The sequence below is a fragment of the Psychrobacter sp. TPE 89C genome, assembly GCF_055522395.1.
Map to the genome: position 1 here is coordinate 52,638 of NZ_JBVFXW010000002.1, position 18,985 is coordinate 71,622.

Consider the following 18,985-nt stretch of genomic DNA (forward strand, 5'->3'; position numbering starts at 1 on the left):
TGTTATACCAATGCTTTTTAGCAAAAATAAAGAGCATCATTTGAGGTTTTACTTACTAATCAAGTAGCATTTATCGATTGCCAGCTAACAGCTTATTAGCAGGATAGCTAACCTGAGACGTCGAGCGTATCACTTGTGACTGCTTGCTTGGTAAGTCAAACTCCCATGCCACTATGCCTTGATTGTCATTCCAATCTCGTTCGGTTACAGGCGGCGTATGAGTGACCGTAACCTTCAGACTGTCATCGCGACTGATAGGCTCACTGCCTAGTACCTGCAAGCGTACACTGCGATTATGCTGATTGGTAAACTGATAGGCGTTGGTGGTTGTTATGGTTTGCGTACGGTTTAGCACACCTTTCTCACCTTGCTTGTCTTCATTGGTCAACTCTTTCACAAGCATATTTGGATCACTACCAAAACCGATGCCTTGCTCTTTTAGCATTTGGTAACTATAACGTGATTGACCTACATAGTTGTCATCACGGTATAGCTGTAATGACCCATCAACCCAATCTGGTGTTAGAAATGGCGCTGATGCATACCAATAGGCGGCCGTCTCGACGCTTGGTGTGCTGCGAATCCATAGCTTACTGCTACCAGATTGCTCTCCAATCACTGTACGCACCCGTCTGCCATCACTTGGAATACTAACCAGCTGCGGTAAGCGATACTCAATGATGCCGTTTTTATTTTGACTACTGACGCTGAAATTCGGTAGCGGTGCCATACTGACTCCTGATCTTTTGATGTAAGCCGCTTCTGCCATCATCACAGGAGCAGCATCCATCATAGGTGACTCACGCCTAACATTCGCATCTTGATTCTCTTCATATAATGACAGACGCTGCACATACGGCAGTTGCCCTGTCGTACTCTGATTGGGATTAACGGTACTGAGTGTCACAGGTACATTGGTCCAATTCTCACCCGTCTGCTGAGCGATAATCGCAGAGGCGGTGATACTTAACTGCTCACTAGTCGTATTTAGGCGGGCTTGATACGCAGGCTCCCAACCTGCGCCGCGCACTTGGTAGTGCAACTTAACGCTACTTGGCGAGCGACTGGCCGTGCGTACACTCACCTGTGTCACATTATTAAAGGTTGATATCGCGCTGCCTGACATAAGATGATTAAGTGCATCTTGAGCACGCGCCTGACGCTGTTGAATCTCTAAAATTCTTTGGTTAATACTAGTCGCTTGAGTCTCTATGTCGCGCGCATTATTGGCAATTGTACTATCCGTATTGACCTGCGTGGCTTTGGTCAAATTCTGCAAGTATGCTTTTGCTAAGCGTGCGGCCTCTAACTCAGCATTGATATTGGCTAAAGTACTTTGCTGCGTCTGCACCTTAGCATCACCTTGATATTGGCATTGCGCTGCTTGCTCTCCAGTCAATTCTTCAATACTGATTTCACCGACGTTGACGTTACCCACCGCTTGTACACTCAAGCTCTCTTTGTCCATTTGAGGTGACAAGCACGAAAATACAACGGTTTGCTCACCGTTACCTATGATGGGCAACGCCCGTGTCACGCTTGCCAACCCTTGATAAATAGTAACTTGTTCAACGTTGCTCGTGGCCGCTTGCGCCGAAGACAATCCCAATACGGCACTACCACCAAACATAAGCGGCAAAACCAAACATCTAGTCATTTTATTAAGCGGCGGTAATGCGCTGCCATGGTCTGTTGAAACAGACGCCTGTATTACATGTGCATTCATACATCATTCCTTAGAAGTAAAATCCATTATGGCAGCAGCGTACTTTTACTATCAGACTTGCCATCATATAAGTACACAAGACAATTTCTATCAAAAATAATATCTTTCAAAGATATAACCGTAGCGTTTTTGAGACTTTTTAGCAACAAACGTCTCTGTTAGAGCTAACGTCATATTCTTACATTCTGCACAGTTTCTCTATCTATTCCCTTTTATGGTGCAAATTATCAAAGTCTATGCACTAGATTAATGAAAAAACGCTACCATTTTTAGTTATTGTGCTGTTATTTCCCGAATAATGGCCTTTTTAACTTGGCACGGAACTTGAATTATTAATTACTGTTAAGTAACAGTATTTTATCTTTTGTATTTACTTAGGAGATGTCCATGTTTTCGTTACCAATTTTAGCCAACCCTCAGTTTGTTGAGTCGAATATTCACAGCAAAATCAAATCACGCGTTTCATTATTGGCGATAGCCGTCATTAGTAGTTTGAGTCTCGCTGCCTGTCAAAAACCTGCAGAAACCGCAACATCGACAGAGACAACAGCTGAAACCACCACAGAAACAACGACTGAGCCTGCTGCTGATGGCGAGACCATCAAAGTGGGTATATTGCACTCATTGTCTGGCACCATGGCCATCTCCGAAACCTCTCTAAAAGATACCGCATTAATGACCATTGATGAAATCAATGCCAATGGCGGCGTACTGGGTAAGCAGCTAGAACCTGTAGTCGTTGACCCTGCCTCTGATTGGCCATTATTTGCTGAAAAAGCACGTCAGTTATTAACTCAAGATAAAGTGGATGTTATTTTTGGTGGTTGGACATCGGTATCACGCAAATCAGTACTGCCAGTAGTTGAAGAGTTAAATGGCCTGATGTTCTATCCAGTGCAGTACGAAGGACAAGAGCAGTCAGAAAATATCTTTTACACGGGTGCGGCGCCAAATCAGCAAGCTATTCCAGCAGTAGAATACTTGATGAGTGAAGAAGGCGGCGGTGCAGAGCGATTCGTATTGCTAGGCACTGATTACGTCTATCCACGTACCACCAATCAGATTTTAAAGGCATTTTTGAAATCAAAAGGCGTGGCTGATGCAGACATCATGGAAGAATACACACCATTTGGTTTCAGCAATTATCAAACCATCGTATCTAATGTCAAAAAATTCTCAACGGGCAAGAAAACAGCAGTAATTTCTACCATCAACGGCGATTCAAACGTTCCGTTCTATCGTGAGCTTGCCAACCAAGGCATCAAAGCGTCAGATATTCCAGTCATGGCATTCTCAGTCGGTGAAGAAGAATTGCGCGGTATCGACACCAGCCTATTGCAAGGTCATTTGGCGGCATGGAACTACTTTATGTCAATCAAAAACCCAACTAACAGTGAATTTACCAAACGCTATAAGCAATATGCATTAGACCAAAAACTACCGAACGCTGAAAAAGTCGTGACCAATGATCCAATGGAAGCTACCTATGTCGGTATCAATATGTGGAAGCAAGCTGTTGAAAAAGCAGGCACCACTGATGTTGATAAAGTACGTATTAGTATGGCTGGTCAGACGTTCGATGCGCCTTCTGGTTACACATTAAAAATGGATGACACAAACCATCATTTATGGAAGCCTGTGATGATTGGTCAAATTCGTGCCGACGGACAGTTTGATACGATTTTTAAAACCCCAGAGGTTATTCAAGCGCAGCCATGGAGCGAGTACATTCCTAAATAGGCTATTCCCTAAATAAATTGGTGATGATACCGCGTTAATCAACGCCCACTCTCCACATTTATTTTCAACACGCTATATACCTAAATGCCTTATCCATATCTCTATTGCTTAGTACGCTAAGCAGTAGAGCCAAGAATTCGTTGACCGTGGAAAACAGGGAGCCGCACATGCAGCGTCACATTTTATGCCCCTTTGCAGGGCAAATATCATCTAAGAATGGTAATGATCAGCAAGCATCAACGAGCGGGTTAATGAGGCACGCTGCGATTTTTTCAATATCTATACCTATGCGGCTACTTGCTCTGACTGCATTATTTATAACAATTTTCACCACCTCTGCGCATGCTGACCATGACGGTCAACCACATGACCATGATATGAATACTACTCATAGTGAGCCATCACTGGTCACGCCTGAGAACATATCCACTTCTACTCAAGCCATCATCTCCGATACCTCGACAACAGCTATAAACTCAGGCGATGCCATTCAACAATTTGTAGCTGGCGATTTTAGTAAGCGCCAAACCATGTTAAGTGACTGGCCTGGATCGGTTGAGAGTCTAGATAGCTTGGTTGAGTTCATTGCAAATGATGAACTATATCAAGGTAACGGTGGGCAAACTTATTTGCTTAATAAAGATGATCAGCTATTTACCTATCCTAATAAAGAAGAGACAGCTGACTGGCCTAGTGATTTATCACAAATCACCTTAACCAATGCGCTACGCTCAGCGCTCATTTTTGGACAGGCTAAGGTAAAGCTAGATTCTGACAAGCCCGCTCAGCGACTACAAGCCGTCGATATTTTAGCGAATAATATTGACCAAGTAGATCCAGCCATTATTACGGCAGCAGCGGCAAATGAAGACAGTGCTAAAGTCAAAAAAGCGCTAACCGCCCTACAGGCTCGTATAGATTTCAAAAACGGCGACCTACCCACTCAAATCGCAGCCGTAAAGCTACTTGCTGATAGTGATAGCCCACAAGTATTAGTCGATATCGAGTCTGCCCTCGCGGCTGATAGCTTAGACGCCTCGCTCAAAGCGGCACTTATCGATGCTGAGTCTAGTGTGTCACGCCGTATTGAGATAAGCACATGGACGGGTCATATTTTCACCGGTATGAGTACCGCCAGTATTTTACTGCTCGCCGCGCTTGGTCTTGCCATTACCTTTGGTTTGCTTGGCGTGATTAATATGGCACACGGCGAACTGATTATGATTGGCGCGTATACCACTTATATGGTTCAAAATTTCTTTCAAGCTTATATACCGAATATGGCAGGTTGGTATTTGCTTGCTGCTATTCCAGCTGCATTTTTAGTCAGCGCTGTCATCGGCATGATTATTGAACGTATCGTGATTCGCCCATTATATGGTCGTGAGCTAGAGACATTATTGGCGACCTTTGGGGTTAGCCTGATTTTGATGCAATTAGTACGGATGATTTTCGGTGCTCAGAACGTTGAAGTCAGTAACGTGGCATGGCTCAGCGGCGCATATCAAGTGTCATCAAGTTTAGTACTGCCTTATAACCGCATCGCCATTATTGGTTTTACTGTCATTGTCGTGGCTCTACTGGTGTACTTACTCAACAAAACGCGCTTTGGCTTGTTTATACGAGCCGTTACCCAAAACCGTCAAATGGCACGTGCTGTCGGCATCCCTTCTGCACGTATCGATATGATGGCGTTTGGTTTGGGCTCTGGGCTGGCTGGTATGGCAGGCTGTGCCCTTGCCCAAGTCGGCAACGTAGGTCCTGATCTGGGTCAAACCTATATCATTGATACGTTTTTGGTCGTCGTCGTTGGCGGCGTCGGACAAGTCTGGGGCGCAGTATTGGCCGCCTTAGGACTTGGTGTGAGTGGTACGGTACTTGAGATTGGTATCGGTGCGGTACTGGCTAAGATTGTATTATTGGTTCTTGTGATTCTGTTTATTCAGAAACGGCCACAAGGTTTATTTGCACTTAAAGGCCGCTTTGTCGAATAAGGAGAATCTTATGATACTGACCAAATTACTGTCTGATACCCCGCGTAGTGCTGTTTTAATTGGCTTATGTTTTGCCGTACTACTGATACTGCCTTGGCTACATCTTATGCCGGAGACTTCAGCTTTTCACCTTTCAGCCTACTGGATTACCTTGATTGGCAAAATCATGGCGCTAGCGATGGTGGCTCTGGCGCTAGATCTCGTCTGGGGCTATGCCGGTATTTTGAGCTTAGGACATGGCCTGTACTTTGCCTTGGGTGGTTATGCATTTGGCATGTACCTAACACGCGAGACAGCAGGCGACGCGCTTCCTGATTTTATGCGATTTTTGAGCTGGACCGAGATGCCATGGTACTGGGCTGGCACGCAGCATTTTTGGTGGGCAGTCGCACTGGTTGTATTAGTGCCTGGCTTAGTTGCTTTTATCTTTGGTTTCTTTGCCTTTCGCTCAAAAATCAAAGGCGTTTATTTTTCTATCATCACTCAAGCCATGGTCTATGCAGCAGCCTTGCTGTTCTTCCGTAATGAGACAGGCTTTGGTGGCAACAATGGTTTTACTGGTTTTACCACCTTACTCGGCTATGACATCACCGCTGCCTCTACTCGTTCAATGCTGTGCTTTGTCACGGCCTTAGCATTGTTAGTCTCTTATATGGGTTTGCGTCATTTAATGAATCAGCCTTATGGTCGAGTGCTTGGCGCCATTCGTGATAGCGAAAACCGCTTGCAGTATCTAGGCTACCGTACGTTGTGGTACAAGCTATCCGCTTGGGTGTTGTCAGCTGTCATTGCTGGTATCGCAGGTGCGCTATATGTGCCGCAGGTAGGCATTATCAATCCGAGTGAGATGAACCCAGTTAACTCAATTGAGATAGCTGTCTGGGTAGCAACTGGTGGTCGAGGAAGCTTAATTGGCGCGATCTTAGGTACTGGTGTGGTGAACGCTGTGAAAACCTACTTTACGGTCGCCTACCCTGAGTTTTGGCTATTGATATTAGGTGGACTGTTCGTCGTCGTGACGTTGTTTTTGCCCAATGGCATTATGGGCTTGTTCGATCGATTCAAAAAGGAGAAGCAGTAATGCTACATGATAAACCGTCAACAACTGAGCAAATTATTAATGAGTATGGACGTACTCATGGCGGGACGGGCCACAGTCACCCAAAGCCATCAGGCGTCGATTTTAGCCATGGCATTGCATTATATTTAGAAGATTTAAGTGTTTGGTTTGATTCGTTTCGAGCACTCAACAATCTGTCACTATATATTGAAGAAGGTGAGCTACGTTGCATTATCGGCCCAAACGGTGCTGGTAAAACCACGCTAATGGATGTCATCACAGGTAAAACTCGGCCCACTGAAGGCAGCGTTTTTTTTGGTCAAACCCACAATCTTGCTAATTTATCTACTGAAGAAATCGCCGAAGCTGGCATCGGGCGTAAATTTCAAAAACCTACTGTCTTTGAAAACTTTACGGTGATGGATAATCTGTTACTTGCCGCACCGAAAGACAAGCGTGTGGTCAAAAGCTTATTCAACAAACTCAATGCCGATACTCGCGATACCCTCGACGCTACCCTACAACAAATTCGCCTGACCGATAAAATCAACAAGCCAGCTGGTTTGCTCTCACATGGGCAAAAACAATGGTTAGAGATTGGCATGCTGCTGATGCAAAGCCCTAAGCTAATTTTGCTTGATGAGCCTGTAGCAGGTATGACTGATGCGGAAACTGAGCATACCGCCGAGCTGTGTCTACGCCTTAAAAAGAACCATACCTTGGTTGTGGTCGAACATGACATGACCTTTATTGATGCCATTAGTGAAAAAGTCACGGTATTGGCACAAGGGGCAATTTTGGCCGAAGGTACGTTAGCAGAAGTGCAAGCCAATGAAGCCGTGATTGAGTCCTATTTAGGTCGATAGCTGAACGAATCATTTAGACGAGCCAAACGAATATAACCTTTAAAATACTAGAAAAGTTTTAGAGTTTAGGAGACAGCCATGTTACAAGTGAACGATATCAACCAGTATTACGGCGGCAGCCATATTTTACGAGACGTCTCGCTTACAGCCCCCATCGGCGAATGCAGTGTGGTACTTGGTCGTAATGGCGTGGGTAAAACCACCCTACTCAAATGTTTAATGGGGATATTACCGATTAAATCAGGAGAGATTTTGCTCAATGATAAAGACATTAGCAAAATGTCATCCGAGCAGCGAGTACGAGCAGGATTGGCTTATGTGCCTCAAGGTCGTGATATCTTTTCGACACTGACCGTAGAAGAAAATATCTTGATTGGTATGGCTAAGTTTTCACGCAGCAAGGCAAAACACGTACCCAAACATTTATACGATATTTTCCCGGTACTCGATGAGATGAAACATCGGCGCGGTGGGGATTTGTCTGGTGGTCAGCAGCAGCAACTTGCCATTGCCCGCGCCTTAGCCTCTGAGCCGACTGTGTTGATTTTAGATGAACCGACTGAAGGTATCCAGCCCTCTATTATTAAAGATATTGGCCGAGTTCTACGTGACTTGGCTGACAAAGGTGACATGGCCATTGTGCTGGTTGAGCAATTCTATGAGTTTGCCGAAGAGCTGGCTGACAACTACACCGTGCTATCACGCGGCAAAGTAGTCTCTCAAGGCGCAGGCGACACAATGATCGAAAACAAAGTGCAAGATCTGGTCGCCATCTAATTTCTTTTAATAATAGATGTAATAATACAAATTGGTAGTGAACGCTGGATAATACTAAAAATGGTATTTTTATCCTAAGCTGCTAGCTGCCAAGATTATTGCTTGTTCGACATGTCATCACGAAACCTTTTCACGATTACAGCTATTTGTCCTGTTTCATTCAGCATCTTACCTGCTTCCTACCCTATGTATTCTGCACTGTATCGACCGTTCAACTTCTCAATGCTAACTGCTTGGCATCATAGCAATTGTGTATGCTCGACGAATGAAATTTGCTATTATAGTCAGCACTTTATTACCAATATTATGATGCCCTTATGATGATTCATCCTCAGTACGATCCTGTAGCATTAGCACTTGGACCCGTCGAAGTCCATTGGTATGGGCTGATGTATTTGTTGGCATTCGCCGCCGCTTATGGCCTAGCGTGGTATCGCAGCACCAAACGCGACAATTGGACCACTGACATGGTGTCCGACTTGGTGTTTTTTGGTGCTCTGGGCGTTATTTTAGGTGGCCGTGTCGGCTATGTGTTGTTTTATCAATTCGGTGAATTTTTACAAAATCCAGCCTATCTCTTTAAAGTCTGGGAAGGTGGTATGTCTTTCCATGGCGGCATGATAGGCGTCTTACTTGGCATGTTATATTTTGCCCGTAAGTACAAAAAAACCGCGTTTCAAGTGCTGGATTTTGTCGTTCCCTGTGTCCCAACGGGTTTATTGTTTGGTCGTATTGGCAATTATATCAATGGTGAGCTATGGGGCCGTGTCTCTGACGGTGGCTACAATTGGCTCACTTACTTTCCGCAAGCAGCTGGGTTTGATATGCAACAATTGCAAACCAACCCTGAGCTACAAGAGTTGATGGTCGAAGTGAATGGGCAGTATTTGCTACCGCGTCATCCTTCACAATTGTATGAAGCACTTGCTGAAGGTTTATTGCTATTCCTTTTCCTATGGTGGTATTCATCAAAACCGCGCCCGCGTATGGCAGCATCCGCTGTGTTTTTATTAGGATACGGTATCAGCCGCTTTATCATTGAGTTCTTCCGTCAGCCAGACGTCGACCAAGGATTCATCCTATTAGGCTGGATGACCAAAGGGCAAATACTCAGCGCCCCAATGATTATTATTGGCTTTATTCTACTAGTCTATGCTTACAAACGCGGCATCTATGACTGGGGTAAGCAAGCTGCTTATTAAGCCATATATCCATCAGTGTACTAAACAATACCGACGAGCATTTTTATGATTAACAGCAATAACGAGCAGGGCTATTTAGACTTGCTCAAACACGTTTTGACCACAGGTACTGAAAAAGGCGATCGTACTGGCACTGGTACGCTCAGCCACTTTGGCGCGCAGCTACGTTTTGACTTGGCGTCAGGGTTTCCGCTATTAACCACCAAAAAAGTCCATTTTAAATCCATCGCCTATGAGTTATTTTGGTTTTTAAGTGGCAGTACTCACGTCGATTATTTGCAAGCCAATGGCGTACGCATTTGGAATGAATGGGCTACTGCAGAGCAGACGGCGCGCTTTAATCGTCCTGCTGGCGATTTGGGCCCTGTCTATGGTCATCAATGGCGCAATTATGGCGCAACCAAAGATGAAGACGGCAATTACCATGCTGATGGTGTCGATCAAATCACCCAAGTCATCGAGCAAATAAAAACCAACCCCAATTCACGTCGCTTAATCGTGTCTGGTTGGAACCCTGGTGAAGCAGATCAAGTTGCCTTGCCGCCTTGTCATACCATGTTTCAATTCTTTGTCGCAGACAATAAACTGTCATGCCAGCTCTATCAGCGTTCAGCAGATTTATTTCTAGGTGTGCCGTTCAATATTGCCAGCTACGCGCTACTTACCCATATGGTCGCGCAGATTTGTGGTCTAGAAGTGGGCGAATTCATCTGGGCAGGTGGTGATTGCCACATTTATCAAAACCACCGTGAGCAAGTCGAGTTACAGTTGACGCGTTCGCTATATACACTGCCAACATTGACGCTTAACCCTGATGTTAATGATATTTTTGCCTTCAATTACGAAGACATTAGCGTTGAGGGTTATGAGTCACATCCAGCCATCAAAGCAAAAGTTGCTGTTTAAAATTTCTATAATTACACGCTGAAGAGACAGTAAAAAGGATACCTTATGAGCTATGCCCATACCGAAGTTGCCCAAATCGCTGCTATCAGTAGCAACCGTTGTATCGGTAAGGATAATGAGCTGCCGTGGCATATCTCAGCAGACTTGCAGCACTTCAAAAAGATGACGACCAAACAAACGGATGGCGGTATACAAGGTATCGTCATTATGGGTCGTAAGACGTTTGAATCAATGGGCAGCAAGCCTTTGCCAAAACGTGTTAGCTTCATCATCAGCAGCCAATTGGATTATGCTGAGCAAAAAGGCCTCGTTGGAAAGGACAATGCTTACGTGGTACACAATCTGGACGATGCTTTGACACAAGCAGCCAGTCTGGCACATGGCGCGCATTTGGATACTATTTGGGTCATTGGTGGCGAGCGTGTCTTTAGCGATGCCTTAATGTATACCGACCGTATTGAACTGACCCACGTCGACACCGAAATTACCGATGGCGATGCCTTTTATCCTGAATTGCCAAGTGAATTTGAAGTAGCAGAAGAGTCTGAGCAGATGCACGATGAAAAGAGTGCGTTGGATTTTAAATTTGTGACTTATAAAGTAAAAGCCTAACGTTGGTTGGTCTTCTATTCAACTTTAATAAGATATAATTTAAAAGGAGGAACCAAATATGAAAAATTAAAAAAGCCCAGCAAAATTAATTGCTGAGCTTAAAAAACTTTTAGATAAGACAACTGTGGAGCTAGACTCCGCTATTAGCATACTAATAAAGTTTATTTACCTTGCAGGGTTCATATATTTTATAGTAAATGCTAGTAAGTGTCTATGTCTCCACAGTTATGAATTCCTAATCATAATTATGGAGGTCATCATGACCATTCAATGCGGTTATCCTAAAGCTGTGCATGTTCGTTGGTATTTACGCTATCGATTTAATCGTTGGGAGCGCGTCTGCGAGCACTGCCGTAGCTATCCAAACCAGCAGTTAAGTTTTGATTTTTAGCGATTAGAGGTCTTAATCTGCTAAATATTCCTAATGTTAAAACGACAACAGATTTGGTTCTGTTGTCGTTTTTTTAATATGTCCAGCTACTCATGCAACACTTTATAAACAGTTTTTGCGAGCACAGGCCCAATACCTTGCACCCCTGACAGCTCTTGTTGCGATGCACCAAGCAGTTGCTGCATACCGCCAAAGTGATTGAGCAGGTCACGACGACGCTTTTCACCCAGTCCCGGTATCACTTCTAGCACTGACGATGAACGACGCTTATCACGCTTTTTACGGTGAGCAGTAATCGCAAATCGATGTGCCTCATCACGAATATGCATCAATAAATGCAGCGCTTTACTATCCATCGGTAGATCTAGTGGCTCGTGGTCAATAAAGTGCAATACTTCAAGCCCAGCCTTGCGCCCTTCCCCTTTTGCCACACTAATAAGCAAAGTATCACCAAGAATACCCAACTCAGTCAATACTTCTTTGGCAATACCTAGCTGACCTTTACCACCATCAATAAGCAACAAATCAGGCAACGGCTGCTTTTTATAACGCCGTGTCAGCACTTGCTTCATCGCCGCATAGTCATCACCGCCTACGATGTCATGGATAGCATACTGACGATAATCACGGCGACGCGAGCCACCTTGGTCAAATACTACACAGCTACCAATGGTCGCTTCACCCATGGTATGTGAGATATCAAAGCATTCGATGCGATCAATGGTTCGCTCGGTGACATCCGCCAATACATCTTTCAATGCACCAAAGCGTGCATGCAATTCTAAATAATCGCCCAGCTTGGTTTTTAGCGCGTTATTGGTGTTCAGTTTTGCCAAATCTAGCCACTCTGCACGATGTTCACGTACATTGGTTTTGATGACGACTTTGCTACCAAAATGCGTCGCCAATGCCTCACTCACTGCCACTTGATCCGGTAACTCATGAGTTAACATAATTTCTGCGGGCAAATCATCCGTTACCTGAAAATAGAAAGAGGTAATAAAAGCAGATAAATTATCCGCGAGCGATTCACTGCTGTCGACGTCAGGGAAATAGTTCTTACCACCTAGCACACGCCCACCACGTACGGTCAGCACGTTGACACACGTCATGCCTGCCTGACTGGCAATAGCAATCACATCTGCCTCACCTTGTACGGTATAGACAGCTTGCTTGGCCTGCACTTCACGCAGCATAGAGAGCTGATCGCGATAAAAGACCGCTTTTTCAAAATCTAACTCTTCAGCTGATGCTTCCATTTTTTCAATCAGAGTCGTATGAATATCACCAGAGTCACCCTTTAGAAAGCGAATGGTATTGTTAACGTCCTCTGCATATTCTTCTGCTGATACCAAGCCGACACAGGGTGCACGACAACGCTTAATCTGATATTCAAGACAAGGGCGCTTACGTTGATTGAAGAAAGTATTGGTGCATTGGCGCATTTGAAACATTTTTTGCATCAGCACCAGTGTCTCTTTTGCCGCATGCGCAGAGGGAAACGGTCCAAAGAATCGACCTTTTTGATGATTACCTTTGCCGCGACCATACGCCAATCTCGGATAGGGCTTGTCAGCTGAGATAAACACATAGAGGTAAGACTTATCATCACGCAATAGCACATTATAGGGAGGACGATATTCTTTAATTAGGTTTTGCTCAAGCAGTAGTGCTTCAGTCTCACTACGCGTGATAATGGTTTCGATATCATGGATACGCGCCACTAATGCTCGTGTCTTTGGATGATCGATTGTCTTTGCAAAGTAGCTGTTTACACGGCTTTTAAGTGATTTAGCTTTACCAACGTATAAAATATCACCGTTTTTTCCCAGCATCTTATACACGCCTGGCAAATTGGGTAAGCGCTGAATTAGATGCTTAAGACGGGCTTTTTTATCATCGACAGGGCTAGATTCTGAAACATTGACCATAGAATTCATTGCTCTTAAAAGTCTTATAATACTGCTAGTTATGGGGCGGGAATCATTGTTTTACAAGCCACTTATTATCATAGCATCACCCATAAAAAAGCCAGCTTTCGCTGACTTAGTTTGTTCTATTATCGTTTATTCAGCAACCTACTATTAATGGCGGAAGTTAGCCATTAAAGCTGGGATACCCGGCAACATACCAACGATAGCCATCACACCAGTCAATACAACAAACATAATACCCGGTATGATCCAGCGGCTCATTTTAGTCAAATTGGCACTGCGTTCTTTAGAACCAATTAAGCCCAAGTTATCGAGCAACAACGTGAGTGACCAACCAAATGCCGGATTCACCAATGCGGAAGCAAACACTACGATTGCAGCAGACTGCGTGGTTTTTCCTTCGCGAGTCATTTCCATGCCAGCTTCAAGCAGTGGGATAAATACCCCAACGATCAATGCCACACACATCACTGGCTGCCAGATAGCCAAATCCATTGGATAGCCCCAAACACCTGCGATAATACAGAACAATGCCGTCAACAAAGCACCGGCAGGAATCGGACGTTTGGCAATCGCTGCTGGGACAATATAAGTGCCCCATGATGACGCAAAGTTAGCACCGCCCAATACAGAGCCGACTACCTGACGAAACGAAGCGCTGGTCATTGTGTCATCGATATCCATGAGTACCTTTTCAGTACGTTTAGGATAGCTGATTTTTTGAAAGACCTGATGACCTAAGAAATCTGGTGACCACATCGCAACTGCCAAAATAGCAAATGGCAGTACGACAATAAAGCTTTCAACCGTAGGTAATCCTAGCATCCAACCAGTATTTTCACCCCACCAATACATCGGGTTCATATTCGGCAAGCCTGGTGCCGTTTTGAACTCAAATGGTGCGCCTAATGCAAAAGCGAGACCGCCACCTAAGACACAGCTTAGCGGAACCGCAAGCCAGCGTTTTTGCCAGTGCTCAAGTAATGCATATAGCAGGATAGTGGCCAAAATAATGAAGAAGGCAATATGCGACATGCCGATACCTTCTGCCCATGCAAAGAGGTTTTTGACCTGTGAGGTAGTACCGATAAATCCTAAGTAAATCAAGAGGCCACCGCACACACCTTTACTGGTCAGATTTGCCAGCAGACTGCCCCCTTTACTGATTGCCAATAGCAAGCCAAAGGCACCGATAAGCAGACCAAATGCCATTGGATGGCCACCAGCGGCTACAACAATAGGAATAAGGGGAATAAGGGGGCCGTGAGTACCTGCAAGGTTGGCTGTCGGGAGTAGAAATCCTGAAAATAAGATGATAAAGAATGAAACGATTAATAGCTCATAACGAACGTTTTCTAAAACAAACGCATCGCCCAAACCAAGTGGACCTGCAAATGTTGCAGCAATCGCACCCACCATAACCACTTTACCAATCGTCGCTGCCATTGCAGGAATAGTATCTTCATACTCAAAGCGATAATCACGAAAGGGCAAATTGGGACGCCAGCGTTTGGGCTGCATGATTTGCAATTCATGATTGAGATAATCATCACGACTCTCAAAACTCGAACTTGGTTTGTGCAAATCGACATAGCTACCTGATAACTCTGTGTCGTAGTCGGATGGGTTTGACGGCTGTTGATTAGACCCTGAAGAAGGGATCTGAGAGTTACTCATCACATTTCCTTGTGTCGTCTGAGGCTTGATTTAACTGATAATTTGATAGTGACATTTAATGTGACTAAAGCGTCCATTAAAAATTGCAAGCCATTGTATGACATGAGAACTCGAAATGCGAACTTAGAACCACTCAAAAAGCCGATACACTATTATAATCTATAAATTAAAGTTTCTATTTAATGCAAAATTTAACTTAATAGTAAACCATGAGGAAAAAACATGCCTAATATAGGCTTTAAATTAGAATAAATGACCTTTTTCTTGATAATTATCCGAATCTAGACATTTGTTATCACATAACTAAATATTAAAGATAGGTATAATAAATAGTTTATTATAACTTTTAAGTAATTCTAGAAAATCCATGTCAGTTACGCTTTAAGGCTAGCGGTCTTGGTGTTTTTTACTTATGATAAATACCCCCTAATGATTATGCTCAATACAGATACCTTTCAGATAATCAGCCATATCAAAATAAATAGAAAAACTTAGAAGCAATAACAGGATAAGTTCATGCGTTTACTACCATCCAATTTTGAGACCTTAAAACGTCGGGCTAAACAAAGCATCATGCCATTACTGACACCACACCTACTTAAGCTGCGCATCAACACCTACGCACCTTATGTCGGTGCAGGCATCAAAATCGATCATATAAGTCTGGATCAAGGTCTGTGCGTCGTCAGTATGGGACTCAATGCTTTAAACAAAAATATCGTCGGTACTCAGTTTGGGGGCAGTTTATATTCTATGGTTGATCCATTTTATATGATTATGCTCATGCACCAACTCGGTAGTAGCTATGTTGTGTGGGACAAAAGCTCAAATATTGATTTTATAGCGCCGGGTTATAGCAAAGTTACCGCACGCATGAAGATTGCCAGCTCCGAAATTATTACCATTCAAGAAATGGCGAAAGATGGTGATGCGGTCTTTCGTGAATATAAAGTCGATATAGTCGATGAACAGCAAAAAGTTATTGCGATCGTCACAAAGACGATATATATCAGACTGCGTAAGTACAGCAAATCTAAAGACCAAAGTAGCCGTATAGATAATTTTGATGACGAAGATTAGAGCGTACTAAACATGTCATGCTCAACTCTCATTTAAAACCTTACATACAAAAACCCCAACCTAGCTTTCGCATAGATTGGGGTTCTGTCTTTTTTGGTATGGCCCGCTTATTTATATGATAAACCTATGAATAAGGGCTTGTATCTACTTTTGCGTCGTTGCCTTGCCACTTCATTAGCAGCTCAGCAACCGTAGCAAGTTTAAGCAATTGCTTAAACTTATGCTTTAGCGGCAGCTTTCTTTGGAGCAGCTGCACGCGGAGCAAGTTTTTCGCGGATACGTGCTGATTTACCAGAACGCTCACGTAAGTAGTACAATTTCGCACGGCGAACAGCACCACGGCGTTTAACTTCAATGCTTTCAATGATTGGTGAATGCAATTGGAATGCACGCTCAACACCAACACCGCTTGATATTTTACGTACGGTAAACGCTGAGTTTAGACCGCGGTTACGCTTAGCAATTACAATGCCTTCAAAAGCCTGTAAACGCTCACGCTCACCTTCACGTACTTTTACTTGAACCACAACGGTATCGCCGGGTGCAAAGCTTGGGCGCTCAATCAATTGAGCATTTTCGATGACCTGAACTAATGGATGCTTGTTGCTCATGAGAGTTATCTCCTCACATTAGATAATAGAGGCTTAACGCATATCACCTGTTTGTAATAATTAATTGCGTCTCTTTATGGTGAGACACAACGTAAATGGTTTATAACCAACGGCCACTATTCTATGACCTGTTTTATTGTTGCTCAAAATTGTGTTTCTTAACTGTTTATCGAATCCGTGCTTTATAAGACAGTTTTTTATCAATCCTAACCTTATAAAGTCTTATTTTTTTCTGCTTTTGCCAATGCTTTTAACCACTTTGCTTGCTCTACCGTTGGTGTGAACGCTTGCCACAAGTCTGGACGACGCGCTTGCGTGCGACTGACTTGCTGACTAAAGCGCCACTTAGCGATATTGGCATGGTGACCTGACAGTAAAACATCAGGAACCGCCATACCAGCAAAATCATGTGGCTTAGTATAATGTGGACAATCAAGCAATCCATCAACGAAGGAGTCTTGCTCAGCTGACTTATCATCACCCATAATGTCAGGCAGACGACGTATCACACTATCCATTAGGACCATTGCTGGTAGCTCACCACCAGTCAAGACATAATCACCGAGTGATACTTCCATATCGACATACTGTGACAGTAAGCGCTCATCAATACCTTCATAACGACCGCATAATAAAATCATGCCATCGTAATCAGTCATACTGACCACACTACTCTCACTGAGCGTCTGCCCTTGTGGCGACATATAAATCACCGGACAGTGCTCACTATCGACACGGCAGCCATGTTGACTGGCTCGTAAGCGCGCATCCTCAATAGCTTTTGACAATGGCTCAGCCATCATCAGCATTCCAGGACCGCCACCATACGGGCGTTCATCAATACGGCGATAGTTATCAGTGGTATAATCACGTGGATTAATGCATTCTATCGTCACTTGCTCCTGAGTAACTGCCCGCCCCGTGATACCAAAATCACGAATCGTGGCAAACATCTCAGGAAAAATACTAATAACGGCAAAATACATCTGATGTCTACTTGGCGTAGTGGTTAATAATAGTTAAATGAATCGGTATAATTATCGATGACACTTAACAATAAAGCCGAAACTTATATCGTTAAAGCTGATATCAATAATCACTTGGCCAAGACACAAGCACTGTTTTTTCAGTCATATTGACCTTCATTACCGTTTGCTTATGCCATGGAATCAGGCGCTCTTCATTATCCAAACTGTCTGAGTTTGCCGCTACACGCATGATGTCATGGGCACCGGTCTCAAACATTTCAGTGATATTGCCTAGATACTCATCTTGCTCGTTCATCACGCGCAAGCTGACCAAATCCGACCAATAATATTCGTTTTCAGCTGTTTCAGGCAAAACGTTTTGTTCGACCCAAACGGTAACACCGTTCATGGTCTCAGCAACATTACGATCAGGAACTTGCTCAAATTGAGCCACGATTCCTGTTCCTTGCTCACGCCAAGCTTTAACAGTCAAAGGTTTCATGCCTGTGGCAGTTTTCATCCACCACGGATGCATGTCAAATATTGCCGTACGATCATCTGTATCGCTAAAAACCCAAAGCCAGCCTTTAATACCATAAGGCTTTTTCAGCTGACCAATTTTCATAAGGGCACTAGCGTTTGGAACTGATGACATAACGGCTAACCTAACAATGATTAAAACAGAAATTATAATTACATTTCAATCAAAAGCGATAAACGCAATCAAAATCAATAAACAGTTAATGGCGCACCCTGGTTAGACCAGTTACGCTATATTTACTAAAGTCTACTGAGGTATGCTCATGATCTTGCTATCAGCATCTCAGTAATAGTAACGAAAACTTAAGCAGTTGCTTCAGTTGGTGCTACAGACTTGTTGTAAGCTTTTACTAATGAAGCAACGCGATCTGAAGGTTGTGCACCTTTTGCGATCCACGCGTTGTACGCTTCCATGTTTAGGCGCACTGCTTCTTCTGAATCTTTAGCGAGTGGGTTAAAAAAGCCGATGTTTTCAATATAGCGACCGTCACGCGCGCGGCGTTGATCAGCAACAACTACTTGATAAAATGGGCGTTTCTTGGCACCGCCCCGTGCTAAACGAATAACAACCATGTGAATTCTCTCTTTCGCAGGTATACCAAAAAGGGCATAATTATATCACAGTCTTTATTTATTGAAAACATAAACTGTGCTTATTTAATTATTTATTAACAATAGCTTAAATGCACATCGATGTAAAACATAATTGCTCATAACCTTTTATTTTAAATCAGTAATTTGACTGTCTTCAGCATATGGAATAGCTAAAATACAAAGTCACCTTATCCCGATTCTCACACGCATTTTAGAGAGTCATATGACTGGTTTATCAGGTAAAAGCGACGTCGGTACCTTTCATTGATTATGCTATAGTTCAATTCAAATAATTTCGATACAAGGA

The 18,985-nt window shown here is 43.7% G+C and carries 17 protein-coding genes; 10 read left to right on the forward strand and 7 right to left on the reverse strand.

From position 1 onward, the window contains the following. Window positions 1-70: 70 nt before the first annotated feature. Window positions 71-1,726 (reverse strand): DUF4139 domain-containing protein, encoded by a 1,656-nt coding sequence (locus ACZW67_RS01145; RefSeq protein WP_465181847.1) that lies wholly within the window; start codon window positions 1,724-1,726, stop codon window positions 71-73. A 381-nt stretch (window positions 1,727-2,107) separates the two neighbouring features. On the opposite strand from ACZW67_RS01145, the gene urtA reads away from it, so the two are divergent. From urtA to ACZW67_RS01190, 9 genes are all read left to right on the forward strand, one after another. After that, entirely contained in the window at window positions 2,108-3,466 is a 1,359-nt protein-coding gene (urtA, locus tag ACZW67_RS01150; RefSeq protein WP_465181848.1) for an urea ABC transporter substrate-binding protein, read from the forward strand. Window positions 3,467-3,843: 377 nt separating this feature from the next. Then, a complete protein-coding gene (urtB, locus tag ACZW67_RS01155) occupies window positions 3,844-5,460 on the forward strand; it encodes an urea ABC transporter permease subunit UrtB (protein ID WP_465181917.1) in 1,617 nt (538 codons plus the stop codon). 10 nt (window positions 5,461-5,470) lie between these two features. After that, window positions 5,471-6,541 carry an urea ABC transporter permease subunit UrtC gene (gene urtC, locus ACZW67_RS01160; protein WP_101204890.1) on the forward strand — a complete coding sequence of 357 codons (1,071 nt, stop codon included), beginning with the start codon at window positions 5,471-5,473 and terminating at the stop codon, window positions 6,539-6,541. After that, complete coding sequence (gene urtD / locus ACZW67_RS01165) at window positions 6,541-7,386, forward strand: urea ABC transporter ATP-binding protein UrtD (protein ID WP_465181849.1); 846 nt, start codon at window positions 6,541-6,543, stop codon at window positions 7,384-7,386. Before urtC ends, urtD begins: the two co-directional genes overlap by 1 nt. A 78-nt stretch (window positions 7,387-7,464) precedes the next feature. Next, entirely contained in the window at window positions 7,465-8,163 is a 699-nt protein-coding gene (urtE, locus tag ACZW67_RS01170) for an urea ABC transporter ATP-binding subunit UrtE (RefSeq protein ID WP_465181850.1), read from the forward strand. A gap of 317 nt (window positions 8,164-8,480) precedes the next feature. After that, a complete protein-coding gene (gene lgt, locus ACZW67_RS01175; protein WP_290164131.1) occupies window positions 8,481-9,365 on the forward strand; it encodes a prolipoprotein diacylglyceryl transferase in 885 nt (294 codons plus the stop codon). Window positions 9,366-9,410: 45 nt separating this feature from the next. After that, a complete protein-coding gene (locus ACZW67_RS01180; RefSeq protein ID WP_465181851.1) occupies window positions 9,411-10,271 on the forward strand; it encodes a thymidylate synthase in 861 nt (286 codons plus the stop codon). Window positions 10,272-10,316: 45 nt separating this feature from the next. Continuing rightward, window positions 10,317-10,883, forward strand: coding sequence for a dihydrofolate reductase (locus ACZW67_RS01185; RefSeq protein WP_465181852.1), 567 nt, complete (start codon window positions 10,317-10,319; stop codon window positions 10,881-10,883). A 259-nt stretch (window positions 10,884-11,142) separates the two neighbouring features. Next, window positions 11,143-11,274 carry a hypothetical protein gene (locus ACZW67_RS01190; protein WP_264298303.1) on the forward strand — a complete coding sequence of 44 codons (132 nt, stop codon included), beginning with the start codon at window positions 11,143-11,145 and terminating at the stop codon, window positions 11,272-11,274. 86 nt (window positions 11,275-11,360) lie between these two features. Here ACZW67_RS01190 and uvrC read toward each other — a convergent pair whose 3' ends face one another. Both uvrC and ACZW67_RS01200 read right to left on the reverse strand, forming a co-directional pair. Further along, window positions 11,361-13,205 carry an excinuclease ABC subunit UvrC gene (gene uvrC / locus ACZW67_RS01195; RefSeq protein WP_465181853.1) on the reverse strand — a complete coding sequence of 615 codons (1,845 nt, stop codon included), beginning with the start codon at window positions 13,203-13,205 and terminating at the stop codon, window positions 11,361-11,363. Between the two features lie 153 nt (window positions 13,206-13,358). After that, window positions 13,359-14,885 carry a DUF3360 family protein gene (locus ACZW67_RS01200; RefSeq protein WP_110923617.1) on the reverse strand — a complete coding sequence of 509 codons (1,527 nt, stop codon included), beginning with the start codon at window positions 14,883-14,885 and terminating at the stop codon, window positions 13,359-13,361. Window positions 14,886-15,401: 516 nt separating this feature from the next. On the opposite strand from ACZW67_RS01200, the gene ACZW67_RS01205 reads away from it, so the two are divergent. Beyond that, window positions 15,402-15,965 (forward strand): DUF4442 domain-containing protein, encoded by a 564-nt coding sequence (locus ACZW67_RS01205; RefSeq protein WP_197101995.1) that lies wholly within the window; start codon window positions 15,402-15,404, stop codon window positions 15,963-15,965. A gap of 218 nt (window positions 15,966-16,183) precedes the next feature. Here the strand turns inward: ACZW67_RS01205 and rplS are convergent, their stop codons facing one another. The 4 genes from rplS to rpsP all read right to left on the reverse strand — a co-directional run bounded on the left by rplS (window position 16,184) and on the right by rpsP (window position 18,657). After that, window positions 16,184-16,576: a 50S ribosomal protein L19 gene (rplS, locus tag ACZW67_RS01210; protein WP_110923619.1), complete on the reverse strand. Its 393-nt coding sequence runs from the start codon at window positions 16,574-16,576 to the stop codon at window positions 16,184-16,186. Window positions 16,577-16,788: 212 nt separating this feature from the next. Next, complete coding sequence (trmD, locus tag ACZW67_RS01215) at window positions 16,789-17,562, reverse strand: tRNA (guanosine(37)-N1)-methyltransferase TrmD (protein ID WP_197101993.1); 774 nt, start codon at window positions 17,560-17,562, stop codon at window positions 16,789-16,791. A gap of 103 nt (window positions 17,563-17,665) precedes the next feature. Further along, window positions 17,666-18,199 carry a ribosome maturation factor RimM gene (gene rimM / locus ACZW67_RS01220; protein WP_465181854.1) on the reverse strand — a complete coding sequence of 178 codons (534 nt, stop codon included), beginning with the start codon at window positions 18,197-18,199 and terminating at the stop codon, window positions 17,666-17,668. Between the two features lie 188 nt (window positions 18,200-18,387). Further along, window positions 18,388-18,657 (reverse strand): 30S ribosomal protein S16, encoded by a 270-nt coding sequence (gene rpsP / locus ACZW67_RS01225; protein ID WP_197101989.1) that lies wholly within the window; start codon window positions 18,655-18,657, stop codon window positions 18,388-18,390. Window positions 18,658-18,985 lie beyond the last annotated feature (328 nt).